The 25,922-nt window shown below is 55.0% G+C and carries 28 protein-coding genes; 21 read left to right on the top strand and 7 right to left on the bottom strand.

Annotation, left to right across the window (positions count from 1 at the left end; all coding sequences use genetic code 11):
• Nucleotides 1-107: 107 nt before the first annotated feature.
• The 3 genes from ACVCAM_RS05305 to ACVCAM_RS05295 all read left to right on the top strand — a co-directional run bounded on the left by ACVCAM_RS05305 (nt 108) and on the right by ACVCAM_RS05295 (nt 2,290).
• On the top strand, nt 108-896 hold the full coding sequence (locus ACVCAM_RS05305) for a PhzF family phenazine biosynthesis protein (protein ID WP_023327464.1): 789 nt from the start codon (nt 108-110) through the stop codon (nt 894-896).
• A gap of 27 nt (nt 897-923) precedes the next feature.
• The gene (locus tag ACVCAM_RS05300) at nt 924-1,715 is read left to right on the top strand and encodes a PhzF family phenazine biosynthesis protein (protein ID WP_021242504.1); all 792 of its coding nucleotides are present in this window, start codon (nt 924-926) and stop codon (nt 1,713-1,715) included.
• A 92-nt stretch (nt 1,716-1,807) separates the two neighbouring features.
• A complete protein-coding gene (locus ACVCAM_RS05295; protein WP_262157231.1) occupies nt 1,808-2,290 on the top strand; it encodes a GNAT family N-acetyltransferase in 483 nt (160 codons plus the stop codon).
• On the opposite strand, the gene ptrR is transcribed toward ACVCAM_RS05295, so the two are convergent.
• On the bottom strand, nt 2,244-3,122 hold the full coding sequence (ptrR, locus tag ACVCAM_RS05290; RefSeq protein WP_021242502.1) for a putrescine utilization regulator PtrR: 879 nt from the start codon (nt 3,120-3,122) through the stop codon (nt 2,244-2,246). The two genes, ACVCAM_RS05295 and ptrR, sit on opposite strands and share 47 nt — an antisense overlap.
• Before the next feature lie 98 nt (nt 3,123-3,220).
• Between ptrR and sad the strand changes: the two genes are divergently transcribed.
• From sad to ACVCAM_RS05245, 9 genes are all read left to right on the top strand, one after another.
• Nucleotides 3,221-4,609 carry a succinate-semialdehyde dehydrogenase gene (gene sad / locus ACVCAM_RS05285; RefSeq protein WP_407223346.1) on the top strand — a complete coding sequence of 463 codons (1,389 nt, stop codon included), beginning with the start codon at nt 3,221-3,223 and terminating at the stop codon, nt 4,607-4,609.
• A gap of 112 nt (nt 4,610-4,721) precedes the next feature.
• Nucleotides 4,722-6,311, top strand: a complete 1,590-nt coding sequence (locus ACVCAM_RS05280) for a methyl-accepting chemotaxis protein (protein ID WP_135346303.1) — start codon at nt 4,722-4,724, stop codon at nt 6,309-6,311.
• A 62-nt stretch (nt 6,312-6,373) separates the two neighbouring features.
• A complete protein-coding gene (gene glsB / locus ACVCAM_RS05275) occupies nt 6,374-7,300 on the top strand; it encodes a glutaminase B (RefSeq protein WP_008503201.1) in 927 nt (308 codons plus the stop codon).
• Nucleotides 7,300-7,656: a DUF4186 domain-containing protein gene (locus ACVCAM_RS05270; RefSeq protein WP_021242499.1), complete on the top strand. Its 357-nt coding sequence runs from the start codon at nt 7,300-7,302 to the stop codon at nt 7,654-7,656. The genes glsB and ACVCAM_RS05270 overlap by 1 nt, the downstream gene beginning before the upstream one ends.
• 113 nt (nt 7,657-7,769) lie before the next feature.
• Complete coding sequence (locus ACVCAM_RS05265; protein ID WP_021242498.1) at nt 7,770-9,218, top strand: GGDEF domain-containing protein; 1,449 nt, start codon at nt 7,770-7,772, stop codon at nt 9,216-9,218.
• 109 nt (nt 9,219-9,327) lie between these two features.
• Nucleotides 9,328-10,293 (top strand): sensor domain-containing diguanylate cyclase, encoded by a 966-nt coding sequence (locus ACVCAM_RS05260; protein WP_039266395.1) that lies wholly within the window; start codon nt 9,328-9,330, stop codon nt 10,291-10,293.
• Between the two features lie 82 nt (nt 10,294-10,375).
• Complete coding sequence (locus ACVCAM_RS05255; RefSeq protein WP_407223347.1) at nt 10,376-10,903, top strand: GNAT family N-acetyltransferase; 528 nt, start codon at nt 10,376-10,378, stop codon at nt 10,901-10,903.
• A gap of 118 nt (nt 10,904-11,021) precedes the next feature.
• Nucleotides 11,022-12,473, top strand: a complete 1,452-nt coding sequence (locus ACVCAM_RS05250) for a tagaturonate reductase (protein ID WP_407223348.1) — start codon at nt 11,022-11,024, stop codon at nt 12,471-12,473.
• Nucleotides 12,474-12,674: 201 nt separating this feature from the next.
• Nucleotides 12,675-13,589 carry a bestrophin family protein gene (locus ACVCAM_RS05245; RefSeq protein WP_407223349.1) on the top strand — a complete coding sequence of 305 codons (915 nt, stop codon included), beginning with the start codon at nt 12,675-12,677 and terminating at the stop codon, nt 13,587-13,589.
• Here the strand turns inward: ACVCAM_RS05245 and ACVCAM_RS05240 are convergent.
• Nucleotides 13,577-14,125, bottom strand: coding sequence for a GNAT family N-acetyltransferase (locus ACVCAM_RS05240; RefSeq protein ID WP_046092676.1), 549 nt, complete (start codon nt 14,123-14,125; stop codon nt 13,577-13,579). The genes ACVCAM_RS05245 and ACVCAM_RS05240 overlap by 13 nt on opposite strands.
• Before the next feature lie 290 nt (nt 14,126-14,415).
• Here ACVCAM_RS05240 and ACVCAM_RS05235 point away from each other — a divergent pair, with 290 nt between their 5' ends.
• The 7 genes from ACVCAM_RS05235 (at nt 14,416) to ACVCAM_RS05205 (ending at nt 20,490) form a co-directional block, all read left to right on the top strand.
• Nucleotides 14,416-15,003: a hypothetical protein gene (locus ACVCAM_RS05235; RefSeq protein WP_045415933.1), complete on the top strand. Its 588-nt coding sequence runs from the start codon at nt 14,416-14,418 to the stop codon at nt 15,001-15,003.
• 11 nt (nt 15,004-15,014) lie between these two features.
• On the top strand, nt 15,015-15,485 hold the full coding sequence (locus ACVCAM_RS05230; RefSeq protein ID WP_045415930.1) for a GNAT family N-acetyltransferase: 471 nt from the start codon (nt 15,015-15,017) through the stop codon (nt 15,483-15,485).
• 12 nt (nt 15,486-15,497) lie between these two features.
• The gene (locus ACVCAM_RS05225) at nt 15,498-15,938 is read left to right on the top strand and encodes a GNAT family N-acetyltransferase (protein WP_032674786.1); all 441 of its coding nucleotides are present in this window, start codon (nt 15,498-15,500) and stop codon (nt 15,936-15,938) included.
• A gap of 145 nt (nt 15,939-16,083) precedes the next feature.
• Entirely contained in the window at nt 16,084-17,079 is a 996-nt protein-coding gene (locus tag ACVCAM_RS05220; RefSeq protein WP_407223350.1) for an alpha/beta fold hydrolase, read from the top strand.
• Between the two features lie 44 nt (nt 17,080-17,123).
• Complete coding sequence (locus tag ACVCAM_RS05215; RefSeq protein ID WP_045335759.1) at nt 17,124-17,864, top strand: response regulator; 741 nt, start codon at nt 17,124-17,126, stop codon at nt 17,862-17,864.
• A complete protein-coding gene (locus ACVCAM_RS05210; protein WP_214574306.1) occupies nt 17,861-19,159 on the top strand; it encodes an ATP-binding protein in 1,299 nt (432 codons plus the stop codon). Before ACVCAM_RS05215 ends, ACVCAM_RS05210 begins: the two co-directional genes overlap by 4 nt.
• A 140-nt stretch (nt 19,160-19,299) precedes the next feature.
• The gene (locus ACVCAM_RS05205) at nt 19,300-20,490 is read left to right on the top strand and encodes a cytochrome c biogenesis protein/redoxin (protein ID WP_407223351.1); all 1,191 of its coding nucleotides are present in this window, start codon (nt 19,300-19,302) and stop codon (nt 20,488-20,490) included.
• 5 nt (nt 20,491-20,495) lie between these two features.
• Here the strand turns inward: ACVCAM_RS05205 and tam are convergent, their stop codons facing one another.
• Entirely contained in the window at nt 20,496-21,254 is a 759-nt protein-coding gene (gene tam / locus ACVCAM_RS05200; RefSeq protein ID WP_407223352.1) for a trans-aconitate 2-methyltransferase, read from the bottom strand.
• A 438-nt stretch (nt 21,255-21,692) separates the two neighbouring features.
• Between tam and ACVCAM_RS05195 the strand changes: the two genes are divergently transcribed.
• Complete coding sequence (locus tag ACVCAM_RS05195) at nt 21,693-22,331, top strand: acyl-homoserine-lactone synthase (RefSeq protein ID WP_032674790.1); 639 nt, start codon at nt 21,693-21,695, stop codon at nt 22,329-22,331.
• A 14-nt stretch (nt 22,332-22,345) separates the two neighbouring features.
• Here the strand turns inward: ACVCAM_RS05195 and ACVCAM_RS05190 are convergent, their stop codons facing one another.
• Together ACVCAM_RS05190 and ACVCAM_RS05185 are read right to left on the bottom strand one after the other, a co-directional pair.
• Nucleotides 22,346-23,038, bottom strand: a complete 693-nt coding sequence (locus ACVCAM_RS05190; RefSeq protein WP_447093547.1) for a helix-turn-helix transcriptional regulator — start codon at nt 23,036-23,038, stop codon at nt 22,346-22,348.
• 286 nt (nt 23,039-23,324) lie between these two features.
• Nucleotides 23,325-23,909 (bottom strand): NUDIX domain-containing protein, encoded by a 585-nt coding sequence (locus tag ACVCAM_RS05185; protein WP_023292410.1) that lies wholly within the window; start codon nt 23,907-23,909, stop codon nt 23,325-23,327.
• A gap of 86 nt (nt 23,910-23,995) precedes the next feature.
• Here ACVCAM_RS05185 and ACVCAM_RS05180 point away from each other — a divergent pair, with 86 nt between their 5' ends.
• Nucleotides 23,996-24,769, top strand: a complete 774-nt coding sequence (locus ACVCAM_RS05180) for a DeoR/GlpR family DNA-binding transcription regulator (RefSeq protein ID WP_021242483.1) — start codon at nt 23,996-23,998, stop codon at nt 24,767-24,769.
• A 60-nt stretch (nt 24,770-24,829) separates the two neighbouring features.
• Here ACVCAM_RS05180 and ACVCAM_RS05175 read toward each other — a convergent pair whose 3' ends face one another.
• Both ACVCAM_RS05175 and ACVCAM_RS05170 read right to left on the bottom strand, forming a co-directional pair.
• On the bottom strand, nt 24,830-25,201 hold the full coding sequence (locus ACVCAM_RS05175) for a VOC family protein (RefSeq protein WP_055321905.1): 372 nt from the start codon (nt 25,199-25,201) through the stop codon (nt 24,830-24,832).
• A 94-nt stretch (nt 25,202-25,295) separates the two neighbouring features.
• Nucleotides 25,296-25,739: a PACE efflux transporter gene (locus ACVCAM_RS05170; RefSeq protein WP_046092201.1), complete on the bottom strand. Its 444-nt coding sequence runs from the start codon at nt 25,737-25,739 to the stop codon at nt 25,296-25,298.
• Nucleotides 25,740-25,922: the final 183 nt, after the last annotated feature.

Genomic DNA, 25,922 nt, shown 5'->3' with positions numbered 1-25,922 from the left:
CCATTATGTGACGCAGATCTCAATATTTACCTTATGAAAGCGGTAGCCGGGAGCGCTGTTTTCATTGAATATAAAAGAACAACACAATAAAAACAGGCGGTAAGACAATGCAGGAGATTGATTTTTATCTGGTCGATGCGTTCAGCAATACCACGTTTGGCGGCAACCCGGCCGCCGTTTGTCCGCTCAAGGAATGGTTACCCGATGAGACCTTGCTGAAAATGGCACAGCAGCATAATCAGTCGGAAACGGCCTTTTTCGTCTGCACTAAAGGAGGCATTGAGCTACGCTGGTTTACCACGCTTACCGAAGTCAATCTCTGCGGCCACGCCACCCTTGCCGCCGCGTACGTTCTGTTTAATGAACTGGATTACCCCGACTCGCGGATCCACTTTGATACCGCCTCTGGCCGCCTGACGGTCAGCCGGGAGGGGGAGTGGATGACGCTGGACTTCCCGGCATGTCCAACCCATGAAGAGACGCCGCCGCCGGAGATGCTCTCGGCGCTCGGTATCCGTCATTACGTTGCAGCACGCAAAGGGCGCGCCTGGCTGATCGTGCTGGACAATCGCCAGCAGGTTGAAGCACTCGCGCCACGCTTTTCGGCGATGACGCCGGGCGAGCATAAGGTGAGCGTGACGGCACGGGGTGAGGGGGAATACGATTTTGTCAGCCGCTTTTTCTCCCCCGGGGTATCCGTTCCGGAAGACCCGGTCACCGGCTCCGCGCACACGATGCTGATCCCGTACTGGGGTGAACAGTTGGGGAAAACAGCCATGCTTGCCCGTCAGGTTTCCGCGCGCGGCGGCGACGTGCGCTGTGAGCTGAAAGGCTCGCGCGTGCTGATGAGCGGACAGGCTTCACTTTATCTGAAAGGCACAGTTTTTCTGCGCTAAATACCCATAACAAGAGAGGAAGAGACAATGCAGGAAATTGATTTTTATCTGGTGGATGCCTTCAGCGACAAAACCTTTGGCGGCAACGCGGCAGCGGTATGTCCTCTGGAAGCGTGGCTGCCGGACGAGACGCTGCTCAAAATGGCGCAGCAGCATAACCAGTCTGAGACCGCCTTTTTTGTACGCACCGACGGTGGGTTTGAACTGCGCTGGTTTACCACGCTCGATGAAATTAACCTGTGCGGCCATGCTACGCTTGCCGCATCGCACGTTATTTTCGAATACCTTGACTATCCGCACACTGAAATTACCTTCACCACGCGCTTCGTGGGCGAGCTGACGGTCAAACGCAGCGGCGACTGGCTGACGCTGAACTTCCCCGCGTGGTCAACGGAGGTGGTCGAGAACCCACCTGCGCTGCTGTTTAGCGCGCTGGGCATCCCAGACGCAAAAGAGGTGCGCGTCGGACGTGATTACCTGGTGGTGCTGGAGAGCCAGCAGCAGGTGGAAGCGTTAACGCCGGATATTGGGGCGATGATCCCGCTGGATAAAATGGTCTGCGTGACGGCGCCGGGCGAAAAATATGACTTCGTCAGCCGCTTCTTCTGCCCGGGGGAAGGGGTGCCGGAAGATCCGGTTACCGGATCCGCCCACAGCATGCTGATCCCATACTGGAGCGAAAAGCTGGGTAAAACGTCACTTTATGCCCACCAGGGGGCGCACCGTGGCGGGGATCTGCGCTGCGAAATGAAGGGCGACCGCGTGCTGATTGGCGGTCAGGCCACCCTGTACCTGAAAGGGAAAATCTTTTTGCGCTAACGGAGCGGTACGATAAGTTAATTGTATGAAGCACCCTGGCAGGCCTGCGCTATGTTGACATTTAGCCTCACAAAAAAAGCAAGGAGCCTGCCATGTATTCCATTACCTCTGAATCTGCACGTCACCCGGACATTCTCAGCCTGATCGCGGCGCTGGACCGCTATCAGAGCGAACTCTATCCCGCCGAAAGCAATCATCTGATCGATCTGGCTGCGCTGCCGGAAACGTCGCTGATCCTGATGGTCATTCGCGACCAGCAGCTTCAGGCCGTTGGCTGTGGCGCCATCGTGCTCAACGGCGACGGTACCGGTGAAATGAAGAGGGTCTATATCGATCCGGCCCATCGTGGGCAGCACCTTGGGGAGACGCTATTGGCCGCCCTGGAAGATGAGGCCCTGAGCCGTCATTGCCATACGGTACGGCTGGAGACGGGCATCAAGCAGTGCGCCGCGGTGCGTCTTTATGAACAGTGCGGATACGATTTGCGTCCGGCGTTTCCCCCGTACGTTGACGACCCGCTCAGCCTGTTTATGGAGAAGGCGCTGGTTGAAGACGTTCGTTTAGCAGCGCTATAAAGGCCTCCAGCTGGCGGGTCATTGCCCCGCGTCGCCACACCAGCCAGGTGGTGAGCCAGCGCCAGTTTTCTGCCAGCGGCCAGGCTTCAACCTGATGATGCCCGGGCATACTCTCCAGCATCGAGCGCGGCATCAGCGCGATGCCCGCGCCCGCAATGACGCAGGCGAGCATGCCGTGATAGGACTCCATCTCGTGAATGCGGCCGGGCGCGGCGCGGTCAGCGTGAAACCAGCTCTCCAGGTGCCGGCGATAAGAGCAGTTGGCGCGAAAGGCATAAACGTCGCTGCCGCTCACCTGCGCGGCGCGTGAGATTTCCGCCTGCCCGGCAGGCGTGACCAGCATCATCTCTTCCCGATAGACCGGCATTCCTTCCAGCTCCGGGTGCGACAGTGGCCCGTCGACAAAGGCGGCGCTCAGGGTTCCCTCCAGTACGCCATCAATCATCGTCCCGGACGGCCCGGTAGAAAGGGCAAACTGAATGCGCGGATAGCGCTGGTTAAACTGTGCCAGCGTTTCAGGAATGCGCACGGCGGCGGTACTTTCCAGCGCGCCGAGGGCAAATAACCCCTGCGGCTCATCCCCCGCGACGACCATGCGCGCTTCATCCACCAGGGCGAGGATCTGCTTGCTGTAGCGCAAAAAGTTATGGCCAGCCGGGGATAAACGCAAACGCTGGTTCTCACGAATAAACAGCTCAACGCCCAGATCGGCTTCCAGCTGGCGAATGCGGGTCGTCAGGTTAGACGGCACGCGATGCACCTTCTGCGCCGCCTGGGTGATACTGCCCGTCAGCGCGACGGCGTTAAACATCTCAAGCTGGGTTAAATCCATAATGTTCTCGTTTCGTGAATAAGGTGGTTAGTATTATTCATTTTTAAGAAATAGCAGAGTGAGCCACAATGAATCAACCGAAAAACGTGGAGAACACCATGACTTATTCCTCTGCAACACATGCCTTCTCTGTCAACCCGGCAACGGGTGAAACCCTCGCCGCGTATCCGTGGGCGACGTCGGAACAGGTTGACCGCGCGATTTCTCAGTCCGATGCGGGCTATCGCCTGTGGCGTCGCGAAAGCATCTCCCACCGGGCGCAAAAGCTGCGCGATCTTGGCGCCGCGCTGCGTCATCGCGCTGAAGAGATGGCGCAGACGATCTCCCGTGAAATGGGCAAACCCATTCAGCAGGCGCGGGCCGAAGTGGCGAAATCCGCCGGCCTTTGCGACTGGTACGCCGAGCACGGCCCGGCGATGCTGCAGGCGGAACCGACGCTGGTCGAAAACCAGAATGCGGTCATTGAATACCGTCCGCTGGGGCCGATCCTCGCGGTCATGCCGTGGAACTTCCCGCTCTGGCAGGTGCTGCGCGGGGCGGTGCCGATTCTGCTGGCAGGTAACAGCTATCTGCTCAAACACGCGCCCAACGTCCTCGGCTCGGCGGAGCTTATCGCGCAGATCTTTGCGGATGCCGGTTTCCCTGAAGGCGTGTTCGGCTGGGTAAACGCCACCAATGACGGCGTCAGCCAGGCGATTAACGATCGCCGTATTGCGGCAGTGACCGTCACCGGCAGCGTGCGTGCCGGGGCAGCCATTGGTGCTCAGGCGGGGGCCGCGCTGAAGAAATGCGTTCTTGAGCTGGGCGGCTCTGACCCGTTCATCGTCCTCAACGATGCCGACCTGGATCTTGCCGTGAAGGCGGCGGTAGCAGGCCGCTACCAGAATACCGGGCAGGTGTGCGCGGCGGCCAAACGCTTCATTGTGGAAGAGGGTATTGCGAAGACCTTTACCCAGCGCTTTGTCGACGCGGTTGCTGCGCTGAAGCTGGGCGCGCCGGACCAGGAAGAAAACTATATTGGCCCGATGGCGCGTTTTGACCTGCGCGATGAACTCCATCAGCAGGTGCAGGCGACGCTGGCGGAAGGTGCAACGCTGCTGCTGGGCGGTGAGAAAATTAGCGGTGAGGGGAATTATTACGCCCCAACCGTGCTGGCGAACGTCACCCCGGAGATGACGGCCTTCCGGCAGGAGCTGTTTGGTCCGGTCGCGGCCATTACTATCGCGAAAGACGCGGAGCATGCCCTGATGCTTGCCAACGACAGCGATTTTGGCCTGTCTGCCACGGTCTTTACCGCCAGTGATGCGCTGGCAGAGACCTTCTCCCGCGAGCTGGAGTGCGGCGGGGTGTTTATCAACGGCTTTAGCGCCAGCGATGCGCGCGTGGCCTTTGGCGGCGTGAAGAAAAGTGGCTTTGGCCGCGAACTTTCCCACTTTGGGTTGCACGAGTTCTGCAACGTGCAGACGGTGTGGAAGGATCGCGTGTAATCCCGCGATGTCGGCCCTCATCGCGAGGGCCGTTGTCATTAATCTGCAATGGTTCTGTCATTTTCATTTCGTAGACTCGCTCGCGTCTAACGCCTTGTAAATGAAGCTAATTATGAACCTAACGCAAATTTTTCGCCGTATTGCGCAGCGTCTCACTCCCCGTCACTTTGGCCTGCTGACAGGGATCTTTTGCATTATTGGCCTTTTCTCCGCGCTGCAGCTCTCCTCGTCATTCCTGCTTAACGCCTCCCTGAACGAAGCCCAGCGCAACGAGCAGCAAAACCTGCTGACGTGGCAGCAGCAGAGCAAGCTGGATCTGGCCCGCGTCTCTCTGCTGGCGGCAAGCGATCTCCTTAACCGCTCCGGGGTGTGGTTTATGCAGGATAAAGAGACCGGATCCGACGGAAGCTGGCACAGCCTGATGGATGACGCGCAAAAGGCGCTGACGGTGTCTCAGCAGGCGTGGAAGGCCTGGCTGGCGCTGAATCCACCGAAAGACGACGCCCTGGTGAACAGCTATCAGCTCTTCTACGGCGCGATCAACGAGCAGGCGGAAGGTCTGGTCAAAACCAATACCATCGACGCTTTTTTTGCCGTCCCGGCGCAGGCTTTTCAGACTGATTTTAACGACAACTATGCGCGCTACCAGCAGGCAAGCGAGAAGCAGGCCATGCAGGGGCGTCAGAGCCTCATGGCGCAGCTCTCTGACCTGCAAACGTTATTCCTGTTTGCCCCGTTGCTGTTAGTCGCCATTGCCGCTGTCGTCTGGTTCGGTATGTCCCGATGGGTGATTACGCCGCTGCGTCGGCTCATCGCGCATATCAACCGGCTGGCAGCAGGGGATCTCTCCGGCACGCCGCCGAACGTCATGCGCTTCAACCGGGAGATAGGGCAGCTTAGCGACAGCATTGCCACGATGCAGCACGGCCTGCAGCAGCTGGTGACGCAGGTCAGCCACGCCACGGCTACCATGGTGGAGAACATTGACTCTCTGGCGCAGGGTAACCAGAAGCTGTATCAGCAGTCGGCACGTCAGGCGAAAGAGCTTGAGGATGTGACGGCGCATATTGCGGCGCTGGAAAGCCACGTGGAAGGGAATACCGGCTATGCCAGACTCGCCAGCTCCCGGGCCGATGAAGCACGCCAGGCAGCCGTGGGCGGCGACCAGATGATGTCGACCGTAAACGCGTCCATGCAGGCGATCGTCGACCGATCGTCTGAAATGCGCGGGATCGTGGCGATGATCGACAGCGTGGCGTTTCAGACGAACATCCTGGCGCTGAATGCCGCCATTGAGGCCGCCCATGCCGGAAATCAGGGGCGCGGGTTTGCCGTCGTCGCCCGCGAGGTTGGACTCCTGGCCAGAAAGAGCAGCCACTCGACGCAGACCATTCAGGAGCTGATCAACCGTTCACTGCAGGGTATCGAAGACGGTTCCCGTGCCGTCACCCTGATGGAAGAGAATTTGCAGCAGGTCACCGGTCTGGTGGGCAATTTGAGCAGTTTGCTGAATGAGATCTCCACCGCCACGCTCAGTCAGGGAGAGCGTATTCACCTGATGACGCGTCAGCTTCAGGCGCTGAACCAGGTCTCCCGTCAGACGGACCTGCTGGTCTCTGACGCCTCGGAGGCCTCTGAGCGGCTGCAAAAGCAATCCGATCTTTTATTGCAGGCCGTTTCGCGTTTTCGTCTTAGCGCCTGACGCAATACATAAGCCTCTGTTATACTCGCAGCCCGTTTTAGCCTGAGGGCAAGGAGCAAAGTGTGGCTGCGGTCATCCATAATGAGATGTTGGACGAGATTCTGGCGCAGGTTCGTCCGTTAATTGGAAAGGGGAAGGTTGCCGACTATATTCCGGCCCTTGCCTCGGTCAGCGGGAATAAGCTGGGTATTGCTATCTGCACCATCGACGGACAGCGATTCCAGGCAGGGGATGCAACAGAACGTTTTTCCATTCAGTCCATTTCGAAAGTGCTCAGTCTGGTTGCGGCGATGCGCCAGTATGAAGAAGACGAAATCTGGCAGCGCGTGGGTAAAGATCCGTCCGGCCAGCCTTTTAACTCGCTGCTTCAGCTTGAAATCGAGCAGGGTAAACCGCGAAATCCCTTTATCAACGCCGGGGCGCTGGTGGTCTGCGATATGCTGCAGAGCCGCCTCAGCGCGCCGCGTCAGCGAATGCTGGAGATAGTACGCCAGCTCTCGGGGGTTGACGACATTGCCTACGATCCGGTGGTGGCCCGCTCGGAGTTCGAACACTCTGCCCGTAACGCGGCCATCGCGTGGCTGATGAAATCCTTCGGCAACTTCCATAACGACGTGGCGACCGTCCTGCAAAACTATTTCCATTACTGCGCCCTGAAAATGAGCTGCGTTGAGCTGGCTCAGACGTTCCTGTTCCTTGCGCATCAGGGGCACGCGCCGCACCTCGACCAGGAGGTGGTTTCTCCTCTCCAGGCGCGCCAGGTCAACGCGCTGATGGCAACCAGCGGGATGTATCAAAACGCGGGCGAGTTTGCCTGGCGCGTTGGTCTCCCGGCCAAGTCGGGCGTGGGCGGCGGAGTGGTGGCGATTGTACCGCATGAAATGGCGATTGCGGTCTGGAGCCCCGAGCTGGATGAAACGGGAAATTCCCTTGCCGGTGTCGCGGTTCTGGAGAAACTGACCCAGCGTATGGGACGTTCCGTTTACTGATGTCTGACCTGGATCCCCTTTTTTCCCGTCTGGCGCGATCGACGTTTCGCTCGCGCTTCCGCTTAGGCGATAAGGAACGGCAGTATTGCTGGGACAAAGGCCCCGATACCATTGATCAGCATGCCGCTGATTTTGTCGAAAAGCGCCTTGCCCCTGCACAACCCGCGAATGACGGCAAACAGACGCCCATGCGCGGTCACCCGGTATTTATCGCCCAGCATGCCACCGCCACCTGTTGCCGGGGCTGTCTGGCGAAATGGCATAATATTCCTCACGGTGTTCAGCTCACCGCGCAGCAGCAGCAGTATATCGTCAGCGTGATTCACCACTGGCTGGTGCTCCAGATGAACGCCTAAATTTGACGAGTTATGATCCCGTTATATTTGTGTTATAGATTCATCCTAAGTGAGCGCCGATCGTGCTGACGACCGCAATAACTGCCATAAGCTTTCATATGGAATGAAATTTAATGCGTTCTGCTCTTACCGCTTTCAGGCCGTTCCAGCCTGACACGCCGCTGCGAAATGCATCGACGATCTTTATCCTCACCACTTTGTTCTATTTTGTGGGTGCGGAATTACGTCTCGTGGAGGCCTTGTCGCTGTTCTGGCCCCTCAACGGCGTGATGGCAGGGATTTTTGCCCGCTATGTTTTTCTGAATCGCCTGCATTACTACGCGGTATCCTATGTCGCCATGCTGATGTACGACGCGGTGACGACCAACTGGGGGATAGCCTCCGTGGTGATCAACCTGTCTAACATGGTCTTTATCGTCGTGGTCGCCGTGCTGATTCAGCGTGACAGGCGGCTGATGAAGAAAACCCCGGATCCGCTTAACGCATTACGCCTGTTCAACTACTGCCTGATTGCCGCATTGCTGTGCGCACTGCTCGGTGCGGTGGGGTCGGTCGGGATTGACAGCCACACCTTCTGGCCGCTCTTTGCCGACTGGTTTAGCGAGCAGTTCTCAACCGGCGTGCTTGTTGTGCCGTGTATGCTCACGATAGGCATGCCCGTGCGCGAATTCAGGTTACGTCTGGAGCAGCTGTTACCGGTTATTGCGCTGATCGTCTCGGTGGTCGCATCAGTCGTGATTGGCGGCGCGGGGAGCCTCTCTTTTCCACTGCCTGCGCTTATCTGGTGTGCGGTACGCTACCCATTGCCTGTGACCTGCTTGCTGACGTTTGTCACGGGCGCCATTGAAATTATTCTGGTCGCCAACTCGGTGATTAATATTGCCGTGGCGACACCGCTGACCACCCCAATGATGTTTTCTGCCCGGCTGGGTATTGCCACGATGGCGATCTGTCCGGTGCTGGTCTCCGTCAGCATGGCGGCCATTAATTCCCTGATCCGTCAGGTTTCCCTGCGGGCGGATTATGACTTTTTAACGCAGGTTTATTCGCGTTCCGGGCTTTATGAGGCGTTAAAACACGAAGAGACGCACCGCCATTCGCGTTTCCTGACCGTTATGCTGCTGGATATCGATTACTTCAAAAGCATCAACGATAACTACGGCCACGAGTGTGGCGACCGCGTGCTGGCGTCATTCGCCCGGCAGGTTCAGCAAGTGGTCGGTGAAGACGGGATGGTCGCGCGTATGGGCGGGGAAGAGTTCGCGGTGGTGGTCAACTCTGGCGACGCTCGACACGGTTATGAACTGGCGGAACGTATCAGAACTACCGTCGCTAACCATCCTTTTACATGGCGTCAGCAAACGCTCTCTCTGACGGTCAGTATTGGCCTTGGAAGCGGGAAGGCGGAGGCATGGCAGTTGACCGAGGTCTTCAACAAACTCATGACCGAAGCGGACGATCACCTCTATCGTTCAAAAAAAGCGGGTCGAAATCGTACCAGCGCCCGGGTCGCGGACGAGCATATTACTGCCGCCACCGGGCATGAAACAGAGCTGCGTTAATCGTCATAAGGCATTGACGTGAATAGCAAGTGGCTTAACAGACTGTCAGAACACTGACAATGTCACTGTTTAAGCTACGCTTTAGTAACGCTTTACGTCAGGAGACATTATGAAAGCACCTGCAACCCCTGAAAATGAAACAGACAGACTGAACTCGCTGCGCGAATCAGGTCTGCTTGAGATCGACAGTTCCCCGGCGTTTGACCGGCTTACGCGTCTGGCGAAGCGCTTCTTCCAGGTGCCGCTGGCAATGGTCAACCTCATTGATGAGCACTCGCTGATCGTGAAGTCGGCCGATGGCAAGGCGCCTGACACCGTTCCGCGTAATATCTCGTTTTGTGGCCATACGATCCTCACCGAAGCACCGCTGGTGGTAGGGGATATGCTGCAGGACGATCGTTTTGCGGATAATCCGCTGGTGGCGGGGGAACCTCGCGTGCGTTTTTATGCGGGCTTCCCGCTGCGCCTGCGTGACGGCGCCAGCGTGGGCTCGCTGTGTCTGATTGATTACGCCCCCCGTGAGTTCTCGGCGGCCGATCTTGCCGTGCTGGGAGACCTGGGCGCGCTGGCAGAAGATGAGTTTGCCGCCATCAGCGCGGCGACCACGGATGAGTTAACCGGCTTATTCAACCGCCGGGGCTTTAATCAGCTGGTGCGGTTTACGCTTTCGGTTGCCCGACGCCGGGCGGAGCCGCTGACGCTCGGCTGGCTGGATTTGGATCGCTTTAAGGAGATTAACGATCGCTACGGGCATGAAGAGGGCGATAAGGCGCTGAAAGTTATGGCGCAGCTGATGCGCAGCGCTTTCCGTGAGGCCGATATGCTGGTGCGTTTTGGCGGGGATGAGTTCGCGGTGCTGTTCGCGGATACCGACGAGCAGGGCGCCTGGATAGCCATGCAGTATCTTGCCGAGCAGGTGGAAAGCTATAACGCCCGCAAGCTTCACCCATGGTCGCTAAACTTCTCATGGGGGCTCAGTGAATTCGATCATAACGGCAACGACCTGCAACAGTGGTTAAAAGATGCCGATGAAAAGATGTATGCCATGAAGCAGCAGCGCCAGCGCGCCCGGTGACATAATAAAAGCCTATGTCCGAACCGCTTGCGTTAATAAGTTGTCAAACCCAAAGTGAGCGTATTCAACGTAAGGAAAAACAATGAATACCTCACTGCAAATCAAAACCCTCACCCGGGAAGAGATCCTCATCCATCTTGATGCGCTGGCCGGGATCCTCGAAAACTGCGTAAACGGCGGGGCATCCGTCAGCTTTATGCTTCCTTTTAGCCTCGACAAGGCCCGTACTTTCTGGCGCGGTATTGCCGAAAGCGTCGCGCGAGGCGAGCGGCTGGTGCTTGCCTGCGTCGATGCGCAGGACGGGGTCATTGGAACGGTGCAGCTGATCGCAGACCAGCCGGAAAACCAGCCGCACCGGGCGGATGTGGCGAAGCTGCTGGTGCATGAAAAAGCGCGTCGAAAAGGGGCCGCACTGGCGTTAATGGAAGCGCTGGAGGCTGAGGCCCGGGCCAGAGACATTTCTGTGCTGGTGCTCGATACCTCCACCGGCAGCGGGGCCGAAATTTTCTACCTGCGTGCCGGCTGGCAAAAGGTTGGTGAGATCCCGCGCTACGCGCTGATGCCTGACGGCGCCCTGACCGCCACCTCTGTGTTTTATAAGCTCTTATAATTATTTTGCACAACCGCACCGCGGATTGATCAAAACAGGGTTTCTGGTCGTTAAGTTTTGATAAGTTATCGTACCAATCTTATCAGGCTGTATGACTAATCATAAAAGGAATCCCCTTGTGAACACGCTCAACCGTCGTGATTTTCCCGGTGCGCACTATCCAGAACGCATCATTCAGTTTGGTGAAGGCAATTTCCTGCGTGCGTTTGTCGACTGGCAAATTGACCTGTTAAACGAACATACCGATCTTGACGCTGGCGTGGTAATCGTACGCCCGATTCAGAGCGACTTCCCGCCGTCGTTAAGTACCCAGGATGGGTTGTACACCACGATCGTTCGTGGCCTGAATGAGCAGGGCGAGGCGGTGAGCGAGGCCCGGCTGATCCGCTCCGTTAACCGGGAAATCAGCGTCTATGACGACTATGGCGCATTTCTGAAACTGGCTCACAATCCCGATATGCGGTTTGTATTCTCGAACACCACCGAAGCGGGTATCAGCTACCACGCGGGTGACAGCGTCGACGATGCCCCTGCGGTGAGCTATCCGGCGAAGCTGACGCGTCTGCTGTTTGAGCGCTTTAGCCACTTCAACGGTGCGGCTGACAAGGGCTGGATCATCATTCCCTGCGAGCTGATTGACTACAACGGTGACGCACTGCGTGAACTCGTCTTGCGCTATGCGCAGGAGTGGGCGCTGCCTGCCGCCTTTATTCAGTGGCTCAACGACGCCAACAGCTTCTGCTCGACGCTGGTTGACCGTATCGTCACAGGCTATCCCCGCGATGAAGCGGCCGCACTGGAGGCTGAACTGGGTTATCACGATGGGTTCCTCGACACGGCCGAACATTTTTATCTGTTTGTGATTCAGGGGCCGGCATCTCTTGCGCACGAACTTCGTCTGGATAAGTACCCGTTAAACGTGCTGATTGTCGATGACATCAGGCCTTACAAAGAACGCAAGGTGGCCATTCTGAACGGCGCGCACACGGCGCTGGTGCCGGTCGCCTTCCAGGCCGGGCTGGATACGGTAGGCGAGGCGATGAATGATGCGGAGATCTGCGCGTTCGTCGAAAAAGCGATTTATCAGGAGATCATCCCGGTCCTCGATTTGCCGCGTAACGAGCTGGAATCGTTCGCCAGTGCGGTGACAGGACGTTTTCGTAATCCCTACATCAGACACCAGCTGCTCTCCATCGCGCTTAACGGTATGACCAAATACCGTACCCGCATCCTGCCGCAGCTGCTGGCAGGGCAGAAGGCAACGGGGCAATTACCGGCTCGCCTGACGTTTGCTCTGGCCGCATTGATCGCGTTTTATCGCGCGGAGCGTAACGGGGAGAGCTATCCGGTGCAGGATGATGCACGCTGGCTGGAACGTTATCAGCAGCTGTGGGCGCAGCACCGCGATCGGCAGCTTAGCACCCGTGAACTGGTGCAGTCGGTGCTCAGCGCACGCGAACACTGGGAGCAGGACTTGACGCAGGTAAGCGGTCTTGTCGACCAGGTCACGCTGGATCTGGATGCCATTCTGCTTAAGGGCATGCGCGCCGCGGTTAAACCGCTTTGCTAATGCATTCACCCGGCTTCGGCCGGGTTTGAATAGGTCTCATTTAGTTACAACATACTATGTGCTTTGTTTTTAAAAAAGCACATGCAGCACCGTGCGAATTTCGCTAATCAGGGGAGAAAATGCAATGTCCCGTTAACAAGCTTGCAACGGTGACGGGGATCACGTTTAATAGCCTCGCTCTTTTCTTGCCTGAAACTCACTATGATCGTTCGTCCTAAACAGCACTGGCTACAACTGATTTTTGTCTGGCACGGTTCGGTACTTCCCAAGATCTATACCCGATTGCTGCTCAACTTCCTGCTCTCTATCGCCGTTATCCTGATGTTACCGTGGTATACCTCGCTCGGTATCAAATTTACCGTGGCGCCATTCAGCATTCTCGGCGTGGCGATCGCTATCTTTCTGGGTTTCAGAAACAACGCCTGTTATTCCCGCTACGTTGAGGCGAGGCTGCTTCGGGGGCAGTTGATGATAGCGGCACGCTCGCTGTTTCGCGAGGTAAAAAACACCTTACCCGACGATAAGCACCTCGGCGAATTTGTCCGTCTGCAGATTGCTTTCGCCAACTGTCTGCGCATGACCCTGCGCCGGGAACTGAATGCTGAGCAGCTCTCTCGTTATCTTGCTGCGGAGGATTTACGTAAAGTCATGGACGCCAACTCACCGGCGAACCGTATTTTGCTGATCATGGGGGAGTGGCTGGCCGTGCGGCGGCGAAACGGGCAACTCTCAGACATTCTGTTCCATAGCCTGAACAACCGTCTGAACGACATGTCTATCGTCCTTTCCGGCTGCGAGCGCATTGCGACCACGCCGGTGCCGTTTGCCTACACGCTGATTTTGCACCGCACGGTATATCTGTTCTGCATCATGCTGCCGTTCGCGCTGGTTGTGGACCTGCACTACATGACGCCCTTTGTCTCTGCGCTGATTTCCTACACCTTTATTTCGCTGGACACCCTGGCGGAAGAGCTGGAAGACCCGTTTGGCACGGAAGATAACGACCTGCCGCTGGACGCCATCTGCAACATGATGGAACGCGATCTGCTGCAGATGAATGATGAAGAGAACATTCCGGACAGGCTGATGCCGGATAAGCACTATCAGCTGACCTGACGGGCGTTCCACTCGTCGCGGGTGATCTCCCACAGCTCGGAGTCCAGCATCCCGCTGACGTAGGCTTTCTTCTCCGTTCTGATAAGCCGCATGCCGCTACTGTCCGAAATACGACGGGAGCGGCTGTTGGCGGCGGCCTTCGGGGCCCGCAAAACGGATTTGTTTAGCGTGTTGAACCAGTAATCCGTCGCCGCAATACTGGCTTCGCGCATATATCCGAAACCCTGAAACTCCGGCGCGAGCCAGAACCCGCGGTTGTTATCCTCGACGTCGTACAGGCAAATAATGCCCATCAATTCATCCGGCACCTCACGTCGCCGGATGCTCCAGAACCAGGCAATCCCTTTTGCCATATCCGGCAGCGCCACGTTATTGACATAGTTTTCTGCGCCGTTATCCGGGTAGGGCCATGGCACGGAAGAGACCATATAGCGGACAATCTCCCAGCGCGGATAAAGCGTTTGTATCTGGGCAGCATCTTCGGCAACCAGCGGTTTTAGCAGTAAGCGTTCTGTCATGAACGTCGGTATGGTCATCCGCGGATCTCCCTTTTTAGGCGTTATGCTTTTGTTTGCGTTCTGGTATTTTCATCTATGTGACGTTCTGGCAACAAAAAAATCAAGGCTCTTATCCGCGCGGGTCTTTATCCGAAACGCTTTCCAACCGGGCCGGTTCAGGTAGAACTCACTCGACAACTTGGGCAAGTGGTAACAAGTGCCGCAGCATTAGCAGGAAGTGCGGTGAGCGGCGTTATTGCAGCGCCCAGTAACTTACCACGGACCGGTAAATACATTATCGGTACCATTCAGTCACTGGCGGTATTCTGATGAAGTTTTTGAGTTTGTTAACCGGACGGGTTTTCCAGGATCTCCTGCAACATGGTAAAGATATAGAGGAGGCTATTGCTCGTCGTGATACCCGCCTTCTGGATAATTCCACTCCCGAGCTGGAACGGTATTTTTCGCGACCCCTCAGCGAGCTTCCGCGTCAAAATCCTTACCCGGTAGCTATGCTGTTACCTCTGTTTTTAGTGGCGTTTGCGCTAAACCTTTTGCCTTTTCTCAGCACGTTGCAGGGTTTGTCACCTTTACATCATGCATTGAGCTTTTTCTTACCATCATTGACGATGACAGGCGCGCTCATTGTGACAAGCGTACTACTGGCTCGTGGAAGGACGTCGGGATTGTCGGGCTTTATGGCGTTGTTCATCATCCTGCTGATAACGACCCTCGTTCAGGTTCTACATGTCATGCTTTCTCATGATGGAAGCCTCTGGCCACACGTCATTGCATCTTTCGCGCTGTTACTTTGTCGGGTGGTGATGAACGGCAGCGGCTTTGTTCTGTTTACGCTCTATTGTCGTACTCAGCGTCTTGCCAGATTGGCACGGGAAATGCGGCTAAAAAGCCGTTAAAGGGGGAGGTTATGACATTACGAAAAGCCACGCCACAGGAAGCCGAAACACTCTGGAATATACGCAATCAGGCGATTCGTCACGGCTGTACAACCAGTTACGACGCTGAGGTCATTGCGCGCTGGACGCCCGATCTGATGCCCGAACGCTATCGGCACATGGTCATTGAATACCCTTTTTACGTGGTTGAAGATGAAAAGGGCGATGTTGCGGCAACCGGCTACCTCGATCTGGATACCCATTGCCTGGAGGCGATTTTCACCTTGCCCGCAGCCTCAGGCAAAGGCATGGCGACCCGGATTATTGAGGCCCTCAAACATGAGGCCCGTAGCCGGGGGATAACCCGCCTGACGCTTGATGCAACGCCTAACGCCCAGTCGTTTTATCAGAAGCTGGGGTTTGTGACGCTGCGCGAAAACTATCATCACTCGCGTATGGCGGGGGCTGATTTACGCTGTTTTGAAATGGCGATTACTCTGTAATGTGAGGAAAACATGGCTGTTACGGTACGACCGCTATACAAAGACGATTATTCCCAATGGCGACCGCTGTGGGACGGCTATACCCATTTTTATGATTGCTACCTTGAGGAATCCGTCACCGCAGCGACGTGGGAAAGGGCGCTCTCAGCGCATTCATCGATGTTCTGCCGGGTCGTGGAGAAGGACCAAAAGGTCATCGGTTTCGCGATGTGCATTCTGCATGAAGGCACATGGTCAACGGCCCCCGTCTGCTACCTGGAAGATCTGTTTGTTGATGCTGCCGAACGCGGGGCGGGGGCCGGTAAGGCGCTCATTGACGCTCTGATTGAGGAAGGCAAGCGCGAAGGGTGGTCGAAACTGTACTGGGTCACCCGGGAGAACAATCCGGCGCGTAAACTTTATGACAAATATGGTGAAGCTGACGACTACGTCCGCTACCGTCTCTCCCTCTAAGACTTCAAGGCCTGTGTTTGTATCACACTGTATCAGCGTCCCGGATACATACACAGGCTTGCAATAAACCCGCTTTCGCACATATCCGCTATACATTGAGGTGTTGTGATATCCCCGTGAATTGTACTCAACCGGAGATACCAACATGTTCAGCAAACTTGCTTACTCAACCCTCGCACTGACCGTTTCGCTTGGCATCGTGATGTCCTGTCAGGCGGAAGCCACCGGCACGAATTTCGCGGCCGCCTTTGATCATCCCCAGCAAATTAACGCTGGCGATCTGAACGTCGGTTATGTCGACATTGGTCCGAAGGACGGTCAGCCGGTTATTTTATTGCACGGCTGGCCCTACGATATTCACAGCTACGCCGAGGTCGCACCCGCTCTGGCGGCAAAAGGCTACCGCGTCATTGTGCCGTCTCTGCGCGGCTACGGTACCACGCGCTTCCTGTCAGCAAACACACCGCGCAACGGCCAGCCCTCGGCGATGGCGAAAGATATCGTTAATCTGATGGATGCCCTGAATATCAGGCAGGCGGTATTTGCAGGCTATGACTGGGGCGCCCGGACGGCGGATATCGTCGCGGCGCTGTGGCCTGAGCGCGTAAAATCACTGGTGTCGGTGAGCGGGTATCTCATCAGCAGCCAGCTGATTGGCAAACAGCCGCTGCCGCCAAAAGCAGAGCAGCAGTGGTGGTATCAGTTCTATTTCGCCACCGAGCGCGGTGCTGAAGGCTATGCCAAAAACACGCATGACTTTGCACGCTTAATCTGGTCGCAGGCCTCGCCTGACTGGAAATTCAGCGACGCGGTCTTTAACGCCAGCGCCAAATCCCTCGATAACCCGGACCACGTCGCGGTGACGCTCAGTAACTATCGTTGGCGTTTAGGGCTGGAAAAAGGCGAGCGCAAATACGACCGCTACGAGCAAAAACTGGCCACGCTGCCGAATATCACCGTACCAACGATCACCATCGAAGGCGGCAACAACGGCGCGCCGCATCCGGCACCGCAGGCCTATGCAGCTAAATTTACCGGCAAATATGAGCACCGCACCTTCGGCGCAACCGTGGGGCACAATCCGCCTCAGGAAGATCCGCAGGATTTCGTTAAGGCGGTTATCGACGCGGACAAGCTGTGAAATGTGCTATTTTCAGTACGTTACCCTTCGGTCTGGAGAGTTCGGTGGAACATATTGACCACATCCTTGTCGTCGATGACGACAGGGATATTCGTGAACTGATTGTCGACTATCTCGTTAAGTCCGGTTATCGCGCCTCCGGCGCGGCGAACGGCAAAGAGATGCGTGCCGTGCTGGATAAACAGCATATCGACCTGGTGGTGCTGGATATCATGATGCCCGGTGACGACGGCCTTACGCTGTGTCGAGAGCTGCGCGTCGGGAAGTATAAAGATTTGCCCATTCTGATGCTGACCGCGCGTAACGAGGAGACGGACAGGATCCTGGGGCTGGAGATGGGAGCGGATGATTACGTCGTGAAGCCGTTTGTCGCGCGTGAGCTACTGGCGCGCATTAAAGCGATTTTACGGCGTTTTCGCGCGATGCCGCCCAATTTACAGGTGACGGAAGCAGGGCGTCTGGTGATGTTCGGTGAATGGCAGCTCGATACCGTCGCTCGCCACTTAATCGACCCGGAAGGGGTGATCGTCGCGCTCAGCGGAGCGGAGTATCGTCTGCTGCGCGTTTTCCTTGACCATCCGCAGCGCGTGCTGACCCGAGACCAGCTGCTCAACCTGACGCAGGGGCGAGACGCCGAGCTGTTTGAACGCTCAATCGACCTGCTGGTTAGCCGGGTTCGCCAGCGTCTCAATGAAGATGCCCGCACGCCCGCCTATATCAAAACCGTGCGCAGCGAAGGCTACGTCTTTACGATGCCGGTGACCATCAAAGAGGTTAACGAATGACGATCTGGCCGCGCTCGCTGCTGGCCCGTTTGCTGCTCGTCGTGCTGGCCGGTCTGCTGCTGGCTAACGCCCTGAGCCTGACGCTGGTCATGGTTGAACGCATGCACAGCGCCCGCACGGTGATGCTCGGTAATCTGGAAAACGATGTCGCAACCAGCGTCGCCATTTTAGACCGCTTACCGGCCAGCGAACGCGCCGCCTGGCTGCCGCGGCTTGAACGAGGTAACTATCGTTATATCCTGGGTACAGGGGAACCCGGCGCAGCGCCGACGGATAAGCGTTCGCAGGACGCCATCAGAACCTTAAAAGCGACGCTGGCCGCGCATTACCCGCTTAGCTTTACCGCCGTTCCTGGCGCCATTTCACATATTCAGGCCCACCTTACGTTACGTGATGGCGCACCGCTGACCATTGACCTGATCCCACGCATGCCGCCCGTCGCCAGCTGGCTCCCGGTCGTCCTCATCCTGCAGCTGCTCGTGCTGGCCGTCTGCGCCTGGATCGCCGTGCGGCAGGTGGTACGGCCTTTTTCACACTTTACCCGCGCGGTGGATGCGCTGGATCCGGCGGCCAGCACGCCTATGACGGAAAAAGGGCCGCTTGAGGTGCAGCGGGCAGCGCATGCCTTCAACGCCATGCAGGCGCGCATTCAGTCTTATCTCCGGGAACGCGCGCAGATCCTGGCCTCGATTTCTCACGATCTCCAGACGCCCATTACCCGCATGAAGCTGCGCGTCGAAATGGCCGGAGAGCCTGAACTTCGCGACAAGCTCCTGAACGACCTTGATAATATGTCTCGTCTGGTGCGGGAGGGCATTGCGTATGCCCGGTCATCGGAATCACTGGAGGAGACGTCACTGAAGCTGGAGCTGAACGCCTGGATCAACAGCATCGCCTGCGATTATCAGGACATCGGTAAAAACGTGCACTTTCAGGCAAGCGAAACCCGCTTGCCCATCGTCACGCGGCCGCAGGCGCTTCGCCGGGTGATGACCAACCTGCTGGATAACGCCCTCAAATTCGGCGAGCGTGCTGCGATTGCGATAGACGTTTCGTCGGACAGCGAGGTCATTATTCACATTATGGACGACGGACCGGGAATACCCGAAGCCGAGCTGGAGGCGGTTCTGCAGCCGTTTTATCGGGTTGAAACCTCGCGTAACCGCGATACCGGCGGAACAGGACTCGGCCTGGCGATTGCCGCGCAGCTGACCGCACAGCTGGAAGGAAAACTCAGGCTGGCGAACCGCGCCGGGGGCGGACTGGATGTCGCCATTACGCTACCGCGTCGTTAGTGAAATTGTACGGCTTTGTATCTCCCGGCCTGGGCGATACAGAGCAAGACAAAACCCACGCGTTTACACATACCCTGAACACATCCGCACGATGAAATAGCCTCACTGCAGTGTCGCAGTACATGTCATGTGAGGTCACTATGTTTCTGGTAATCGCTTTTCTGGGCGGGATGATAAGCCTGCTCAGCCCATGTACGCTCCCGGTTATTCCACTCCTGTTCGCCGGTTTCCAGGGGCAGCGTCGGCATATTCTGGCCCTGCTTGCGGGGATGATCGTGATGTTCACCCTGGTGGCAATGGTCGTCACCGTCGCCAGCGAGTGGATAACAGAGGCAACCATTGTCGGACGCTGGATTGCGCTCGTCATTCTGGCCACCGCCGCGCTGGCCTTGATTTTCCCGTCTTTCGCCCAGCGTATTGCGGGACCGGCCGTCAGCGCGGGACATGTTCTCAACAGCCGTAGCGGGCAAACGCGCGGAATGGCATCGGCTTTTCTGGCCGGGCTAGCGGTTGGGCTGCTCTGGTCTCCCTGCGCCGGGCCTATTCTGGGCGCGATTTTCAGCATTAATATTGCGGGGCATTCGGCCATCGCCACAGGCGCACTGCTTGCCGCCTATGGCAGCGGATGCGCGCTGATGCTGGGTCTACTCGTGTTCGGCGGACGCTCGCTGATGGCACCACTGAGAGCAAAATCGGCGCTAATGGCGAAGCTGCGTCAGGGTGCGGGGGTGGCGATGTTAGCCGCAGTCATCCTGAACGCGACGGGGATGACTTCGCTGCTGAAAGGGGCAAACGGCGTCGCGGACCGTCTTGAGACGGCGCTCTTGAATCTGGCGAAACCTGCCACCGCGCCGGTGAAGCTCCAGCCGGTAGTCATGACAGAGCCCAGCAGCCAGCTGCCTTCGCTAAGCGGTGGAACAGGGTGGATAAACGGTGACCCTGTCACGTCTGAATCGTTACGGGGAAAGGTTGTACTGATTGATTTCTGGACGTGGGACTGCATTAATTGCCAGCATACGCTCCCCCATGTGCGGGAGTGGGCCACAAAGTACCAGCCGCAAGGTCTGGTGGTGATTGGCGTTCACACCCCGGAATATCCCTGGGAGAAACCGCTGTCGTCGGTTAAAAATGCGGTGAATAAATGGCAACTGCCGTATCGGGTGGTGACGGATAACAACTATCAAATCTGGAATGCGTTCGGCAATCAGTACTGGCCAGCACATTACTATTTTGATGCCAAAGGGCAGCTGCGCTATACCGCCTTTGGCGAAGGTGACTATGAGCAACAGGAAAAGGTTATCCAGCAGCTGCTCAAAGAAGCCCGCTCATAATCGGATCAGGGCTGGCGTTGAGCCACGATAAACAACCTTGGAAAAGCCAGCAGTATCTGCCCGTTTTCCTGGAGCGGATACTGCTCTTCCAGCAGTTCATGGTAGCGTTTCAGGAACCGTTTCTGCTCGCTCTCGTTCAGTTCCTGAAGCCAGGGGCGCAGGCCGGTGGCGCTTACCCAGTCAATAATCGCCTGATGAGAGCTCATTTTGTGATAATAGGTTGTCCGCCAGATATCCACGTCACAGCCAGCTTCCGACAGAATATCGTAATAAGCGTGTACGCCCGGCAGCGGTTCGCGGCCACGGTCTGGATAGTCTTGCTCCAGCGCCACTTCACGCATCGCCACATGGGTGGGTTCCAGCCAGTTATCAGGCATCTGGACCGCCAGCACGCCATTTAGCTTAAGCTGGGAGACTAGATGCGGCAGGAGATCGTAATGGTCCGGAATCCATTGCAGCGACGCGTTGGCATAAATCAGGCTCAGCGGCTGGCCGGGCGTGTACTGACGAATATCGGCCTCTACAAAATGGCAATCGGGTAAGGCGGCGCGTGCTTCTTCGAGCATGGCAGGGGAGTTATCGACCCCGGTGATGTGAGCAGAAGGCCAGCGATGCTTCAACAGCGCGGTGCTGTTTCCCGGTCCGCAGCCCAAATCCGCGATGGTAGCGGCCTCATCCAGAGGAACTCTGGCGAGCAGTTCTGCGGCCGGACGCGTTCTTTCTGCGCCAAATTGCAGGTAAAGAGAAGGGTTCCAGTCGGCCATTATCAATTCTCCGTTTTGCATGTTTCTGCAAGAATAGCACAGGCAGATGCCTGCAAAGCGGTATTGGCGAGGGTGTTTGGCCAGATGAAGCCAGCAGAGTCTGAAAATGAAGAGAGGTGCAAAAAATAATAAAACGGAAATATTACCCCTTAAAAGATTAAGGGGCAATACATTTATTGTAATTATTTTATGATTATTGTTTTTTAATATTTTATCGGCAAAGTGCTTCTTATGCTCTGTACCCGAAACTTTAAATATTAGATAATCATCGATGGGTATATCCCTGGTGTTTCGTAGGTCTTTGACCTCCTGGCCGCTTAGTTTTGCGAGAACTTCGTGGTCAGGTACTTTTTAAGTATAGGGAATATGCGGCACAATGAAAGCTGTCCTAAAAGACAGGTGATAATAGTTTCAGGTGTTATTATCAGGAACAAGAGCATGAATTCTGTCATTGAATTTTTTTTACACGACTACGATGATTTACCCCCAGCATTAGCGCGCGAACTTTACCGACTCCGGAGAAAAACGTTTCGGGACCGACTCGACTGGAAAGTGGAATGCGTCGAAGGTATGGAGAAGGATCAATTTGATTCCCATAACACGACATATTTACTGGGTATGTATGATGGACAACTGTTATGCGGCGCACGATTTATTAACGCAACGCAGCCCACAATGATAAGCGAAATTTTTCATAATTATTTCGACAACCCCATTATTTTTCCCGCAGATGTTCCTTGTTGTGAAGTGAGCCGTTTATTTTTAGATAAAGAAATACGAGATTCCGCAAGTCTGCATGGCGTGCCCGCCAGTAAAGCATTGTTTCTTGCAATGAATATTTATTGCATGAAGAACAAATATCATGGAATGTATGCTGTAGCCAGTCGTGGAATGTATGCCATATTTCGCCATGCGAACTGGAAAGTTGAAGTTATTCAGCGTGGTGTTTCTGAAAAAGGCGAGGTTATTTACTATATTTATATGCCCGCCAGCACCAGCATTATTGAAGACATTATTAGCAAAGACAAATCCAGTCACTGGCTTCGCGAAATGCTCGAGCACTTACGCCATTTATAACCAGTGGCTGAGGCTCAGCCCTCCAGTAACCGGAGTTCCGTTCCAAGTTTTATTGCGTGTCTTGCATTATTCACACCGAGCTTTTTCATGATGTTGCCCATATGGAATTTAACGGTGCGCTCAGCAATAGACAATATAACAGAAATTTCTGCGTACGTTTTTCCGGCGCTGACCCATTTAAGGATTTGGCGCTCACGTGGCGACAGGAAAACATTCTTTTTCTGCTGATGCTGACTATACAGATTGAGTGTCTTCTGGTGTAACTGAACAAGGAAGCGTAGAAAATGCGGCCGATATTTTTCAATGTCAATCCCAGAATGCTTAGGACTGATGACGGATAAGACAACAAGGTTATTCAAATAGTCATGCAGAGGAAACGTCTGTCCCTGATAAATATCATACTGGACACTTTCGTCGAAAATACGCGTCAGGTTATAACCATCTGACAGGACAACATCACTTTCCCAGAAAAAATCTTCCACACAGCGCAAGGCCCGAATGATAACAGGGTCAATGAACTGATATTTTTTTTCAAGGTAGATAGTAAACCACTCTGGACTGTTATTGATTATCCTCATCTGTGAGGGATCTTTCTTGTTCATAATGGCGTAGGCGAAGACGATCCCTTTGAAGTCCTCAAAAAACGCGTCCAGCTCACTCTGAATTTGCGTATTGATCGTTAAGTCGTTGTAATATGTATCCTTCACGTGAGTTGCTGCCTCCTGTACGAGTGGAGGAGCAAGTATAATATGCTTCGTTATCTGTAGCGAGTCGCATTTTAATCCAGTCAACAGATAAGACAGGCTGCCTCAACTGGCAGCCTCGTGAACGTTTGGGATTTTTGAATGGTAAATGCAGATGACTTAGGGAATTGTTGATGTTTTTATCGAATTTCGAAATCGTTCACTAAATATAGTAGGCTGCAAAATTTAGGAGGTTTTACGCTTTTCTCCCAGGTTCAAACAAATTGAAATCAGGATTTAAACCAGTGGGTTACAGAATGCCTTTCAGGGCAATATGATAAAGCAGCATGATGGTTTTACCGTCGACAATCCTGCCGGTTTCAATGCGGCGTAATGCCTCTTCAAGAGTCATTTCCAGCACGTCGATATCTTCTCCCTCAGCCTTGATCCCGCCGCCGGCGCCGGTTCTGTCTTTCGGCTGATACTCGGCAAGATAAAAATAGAGTTTTTCCGTGACAGAGCCCGGGCTCATATAGGCTTCAAAGATTTTCTCTACGCGCGTAACGTGGAAACCGGTCTCTTCTTCCGCTTCTGCTTTGATGCGACTTTCAGGATCCATGTTGTCCAGCAATCCCGCCGCCGCTTCAATTAAATCGTCCTCATGTCCGTTGATAAAAACAGGGAAGCGGAACTGGCGCGTCAGGATGACCGTCTTTTTCTCACGGTTGTAGAGAAGAATCGTCGCGCCGTTGCCACGGTCATAGACTTCCCGCTGTTGCCGCTGCCATTCGCCATCACGGCGCTGCAGGTCGAAGGTGTATTTTTTAAGGATGTACCAGTTATCTGACAGGGTTTCACTGTTAATGATGCGCACATCTGCACGTTTTGATTGCACGATTGTTCCTCCTTACGTAGAGTAATACTCATAAACAGCAATATCATGCACTTTCAAGGTAAAACATGCAACATCAGGAAAACAGGATGCTCACTCGTCAGCGAAAACAATTGATCCTTGAAAAGCTGGGTGCCGAAGGTCAGGTCCAGTCAAAAGCGCTGAGCATTCTTTTCGACGTCTCTGAAGACACTATCCGGCGCGATCTCCGCGAGCTGGCGGCAGAAGGGCGTTTGCAGCGTGTTCACGGCGGCGCACTACCGTCATCTTCCGCAATTGCTCCGTTTGCCGAACGGCAATCCGTGAAGATGGATGCAAAAAAAAGGGTGGCCCGGAAAGGGGCCCAGCTGATTTCATCAGGCCAGGTAGTGATTATCGACGGTGGCACGACAACCTCGGAGCTGATTACCTTTTTCCCGCCTGACTTGCGCATCACCGTGGTGACGCACAGCCCGAGTATTGCTCTGGGGCTTGTTGATCATCCTGCCATTGAGGTGATTTTGATCGGCGGACGGTTGTATAAACACTCGATTGTTGCGGTCGGCGCGGCGGCCATCGAAGGCATAGAGAATATTCATGCAGATCTGTTCTTTATGGGCGTGACTGGTATTCATCCGGATGCGGGGCTGACAACCGGCGATTTCGAAGAGGCATGCATCAAACGTGCATTTTCCGGCAGAGCCGCGGAAACGGTCGTTCTGGCGTCTCCGGAAAAGATCAACACCGCGTCGTCGTTTGTGATTGGCGATGTATCATCAGTGAATACCATCATCGTTGAAGACGGTACAGATAAGGAGTGGATCCGCGCGGTATCGGAAAAGGGGGTATCCGTCGTGCTGGCCTCAGATCGTGACAGCCTCTGACAGCCAGCGACTGGCTGTCAGGATTTAGCTTCTAAAATGTTCTCAAGCGAAATATTTGGGCTACCGACTTTCCGGCGCATGGCATACGGCTTCAATGTTATGACCATCAGGCGAGATGACAAAAGCGGCATAGTAATTTTCACCATAGGAACGTAGCCCCGGCTCACCGTTATCACGTCCGCCAGCGCCCAGCGCGGCATGGTAAAAATCATCTACCTGTTGACGGGTCTTGGCCACAAACGCCAGATGCAGAGGCGCTGGTTTGTCATTTGTCTGGAAAAGGCAAAGCGAAACGTCGCCAGAGCTCATCTCAACACCATAATCCGGCGCGCCTTCATCGATGAGTTCGACACCAAGCGGACGAAGCGCCTCGAGGAAGAAGGTTTTACTTTTTTCATAATCGCTGACGCCAAATTTCACATGATCAAACATTATCGACTCCTTGAAAGCGATAGAGAAATGAAGAGTATAGAAGGTGACAGGAGTCGAATATGAGCACAGGTGCATCTATGTGACAGATATCTCGTTACATAGCAGACCGTTTCCGTCCAACAAATGTCCAGCGCAGGTAATCGTAAATCCAGTTAAACAGCATCGTGTACGGCAGGAAAAACAGTACCAAACCAATCTCAACAAAAAATGCCTCCGTCATCGTTAAATGCAGCATCACCATGGCCACAGGAATTAACGTGATGATAAGTCCGGCTTCGAAACAGGCCGCATGGAGCGCGCGGACGAGGAACGTTCTTTCAAACTGGTATTTTTTCTGAAGAGCGTCAAAGAATTTGTTAAACACAAAATTCCAGGCCGTGGCGGTAAGCGCGGATATCACGGACAGCGAACCAGACTGGAGTACCGACACGTTCATCAGCCACGCAAGCGACAGCGCGATGATAATGTTGGCCGTGACTTCAAAAATGACCGCGTGGAAAATCCTTTCTCTAAAGCTTTTATCTAATTCAATTTCCATAAGTTTACGGCAGCAGTGGGCAAAGGCTGAAGTATATCAAACGTCTTTCAACCATGTGTAAACGTAGACGTTGGGTCGTGCGGGGCCTCGACACAAATCATGCCTGAAAAGGTGGCTTCACATGATTCAATGGACCAGGTCAATCATGACCGCAGAAATGCAGATTTTGCCTCCACTTACGTT

Source organism: Enterobacter sp. CFEC122 (genome assembly GCF_052983755.1).
Note: the sequence above shows the minus strand (reverse complement) of the source record. Positions and strands in the feature narration are given on the sequence as shown.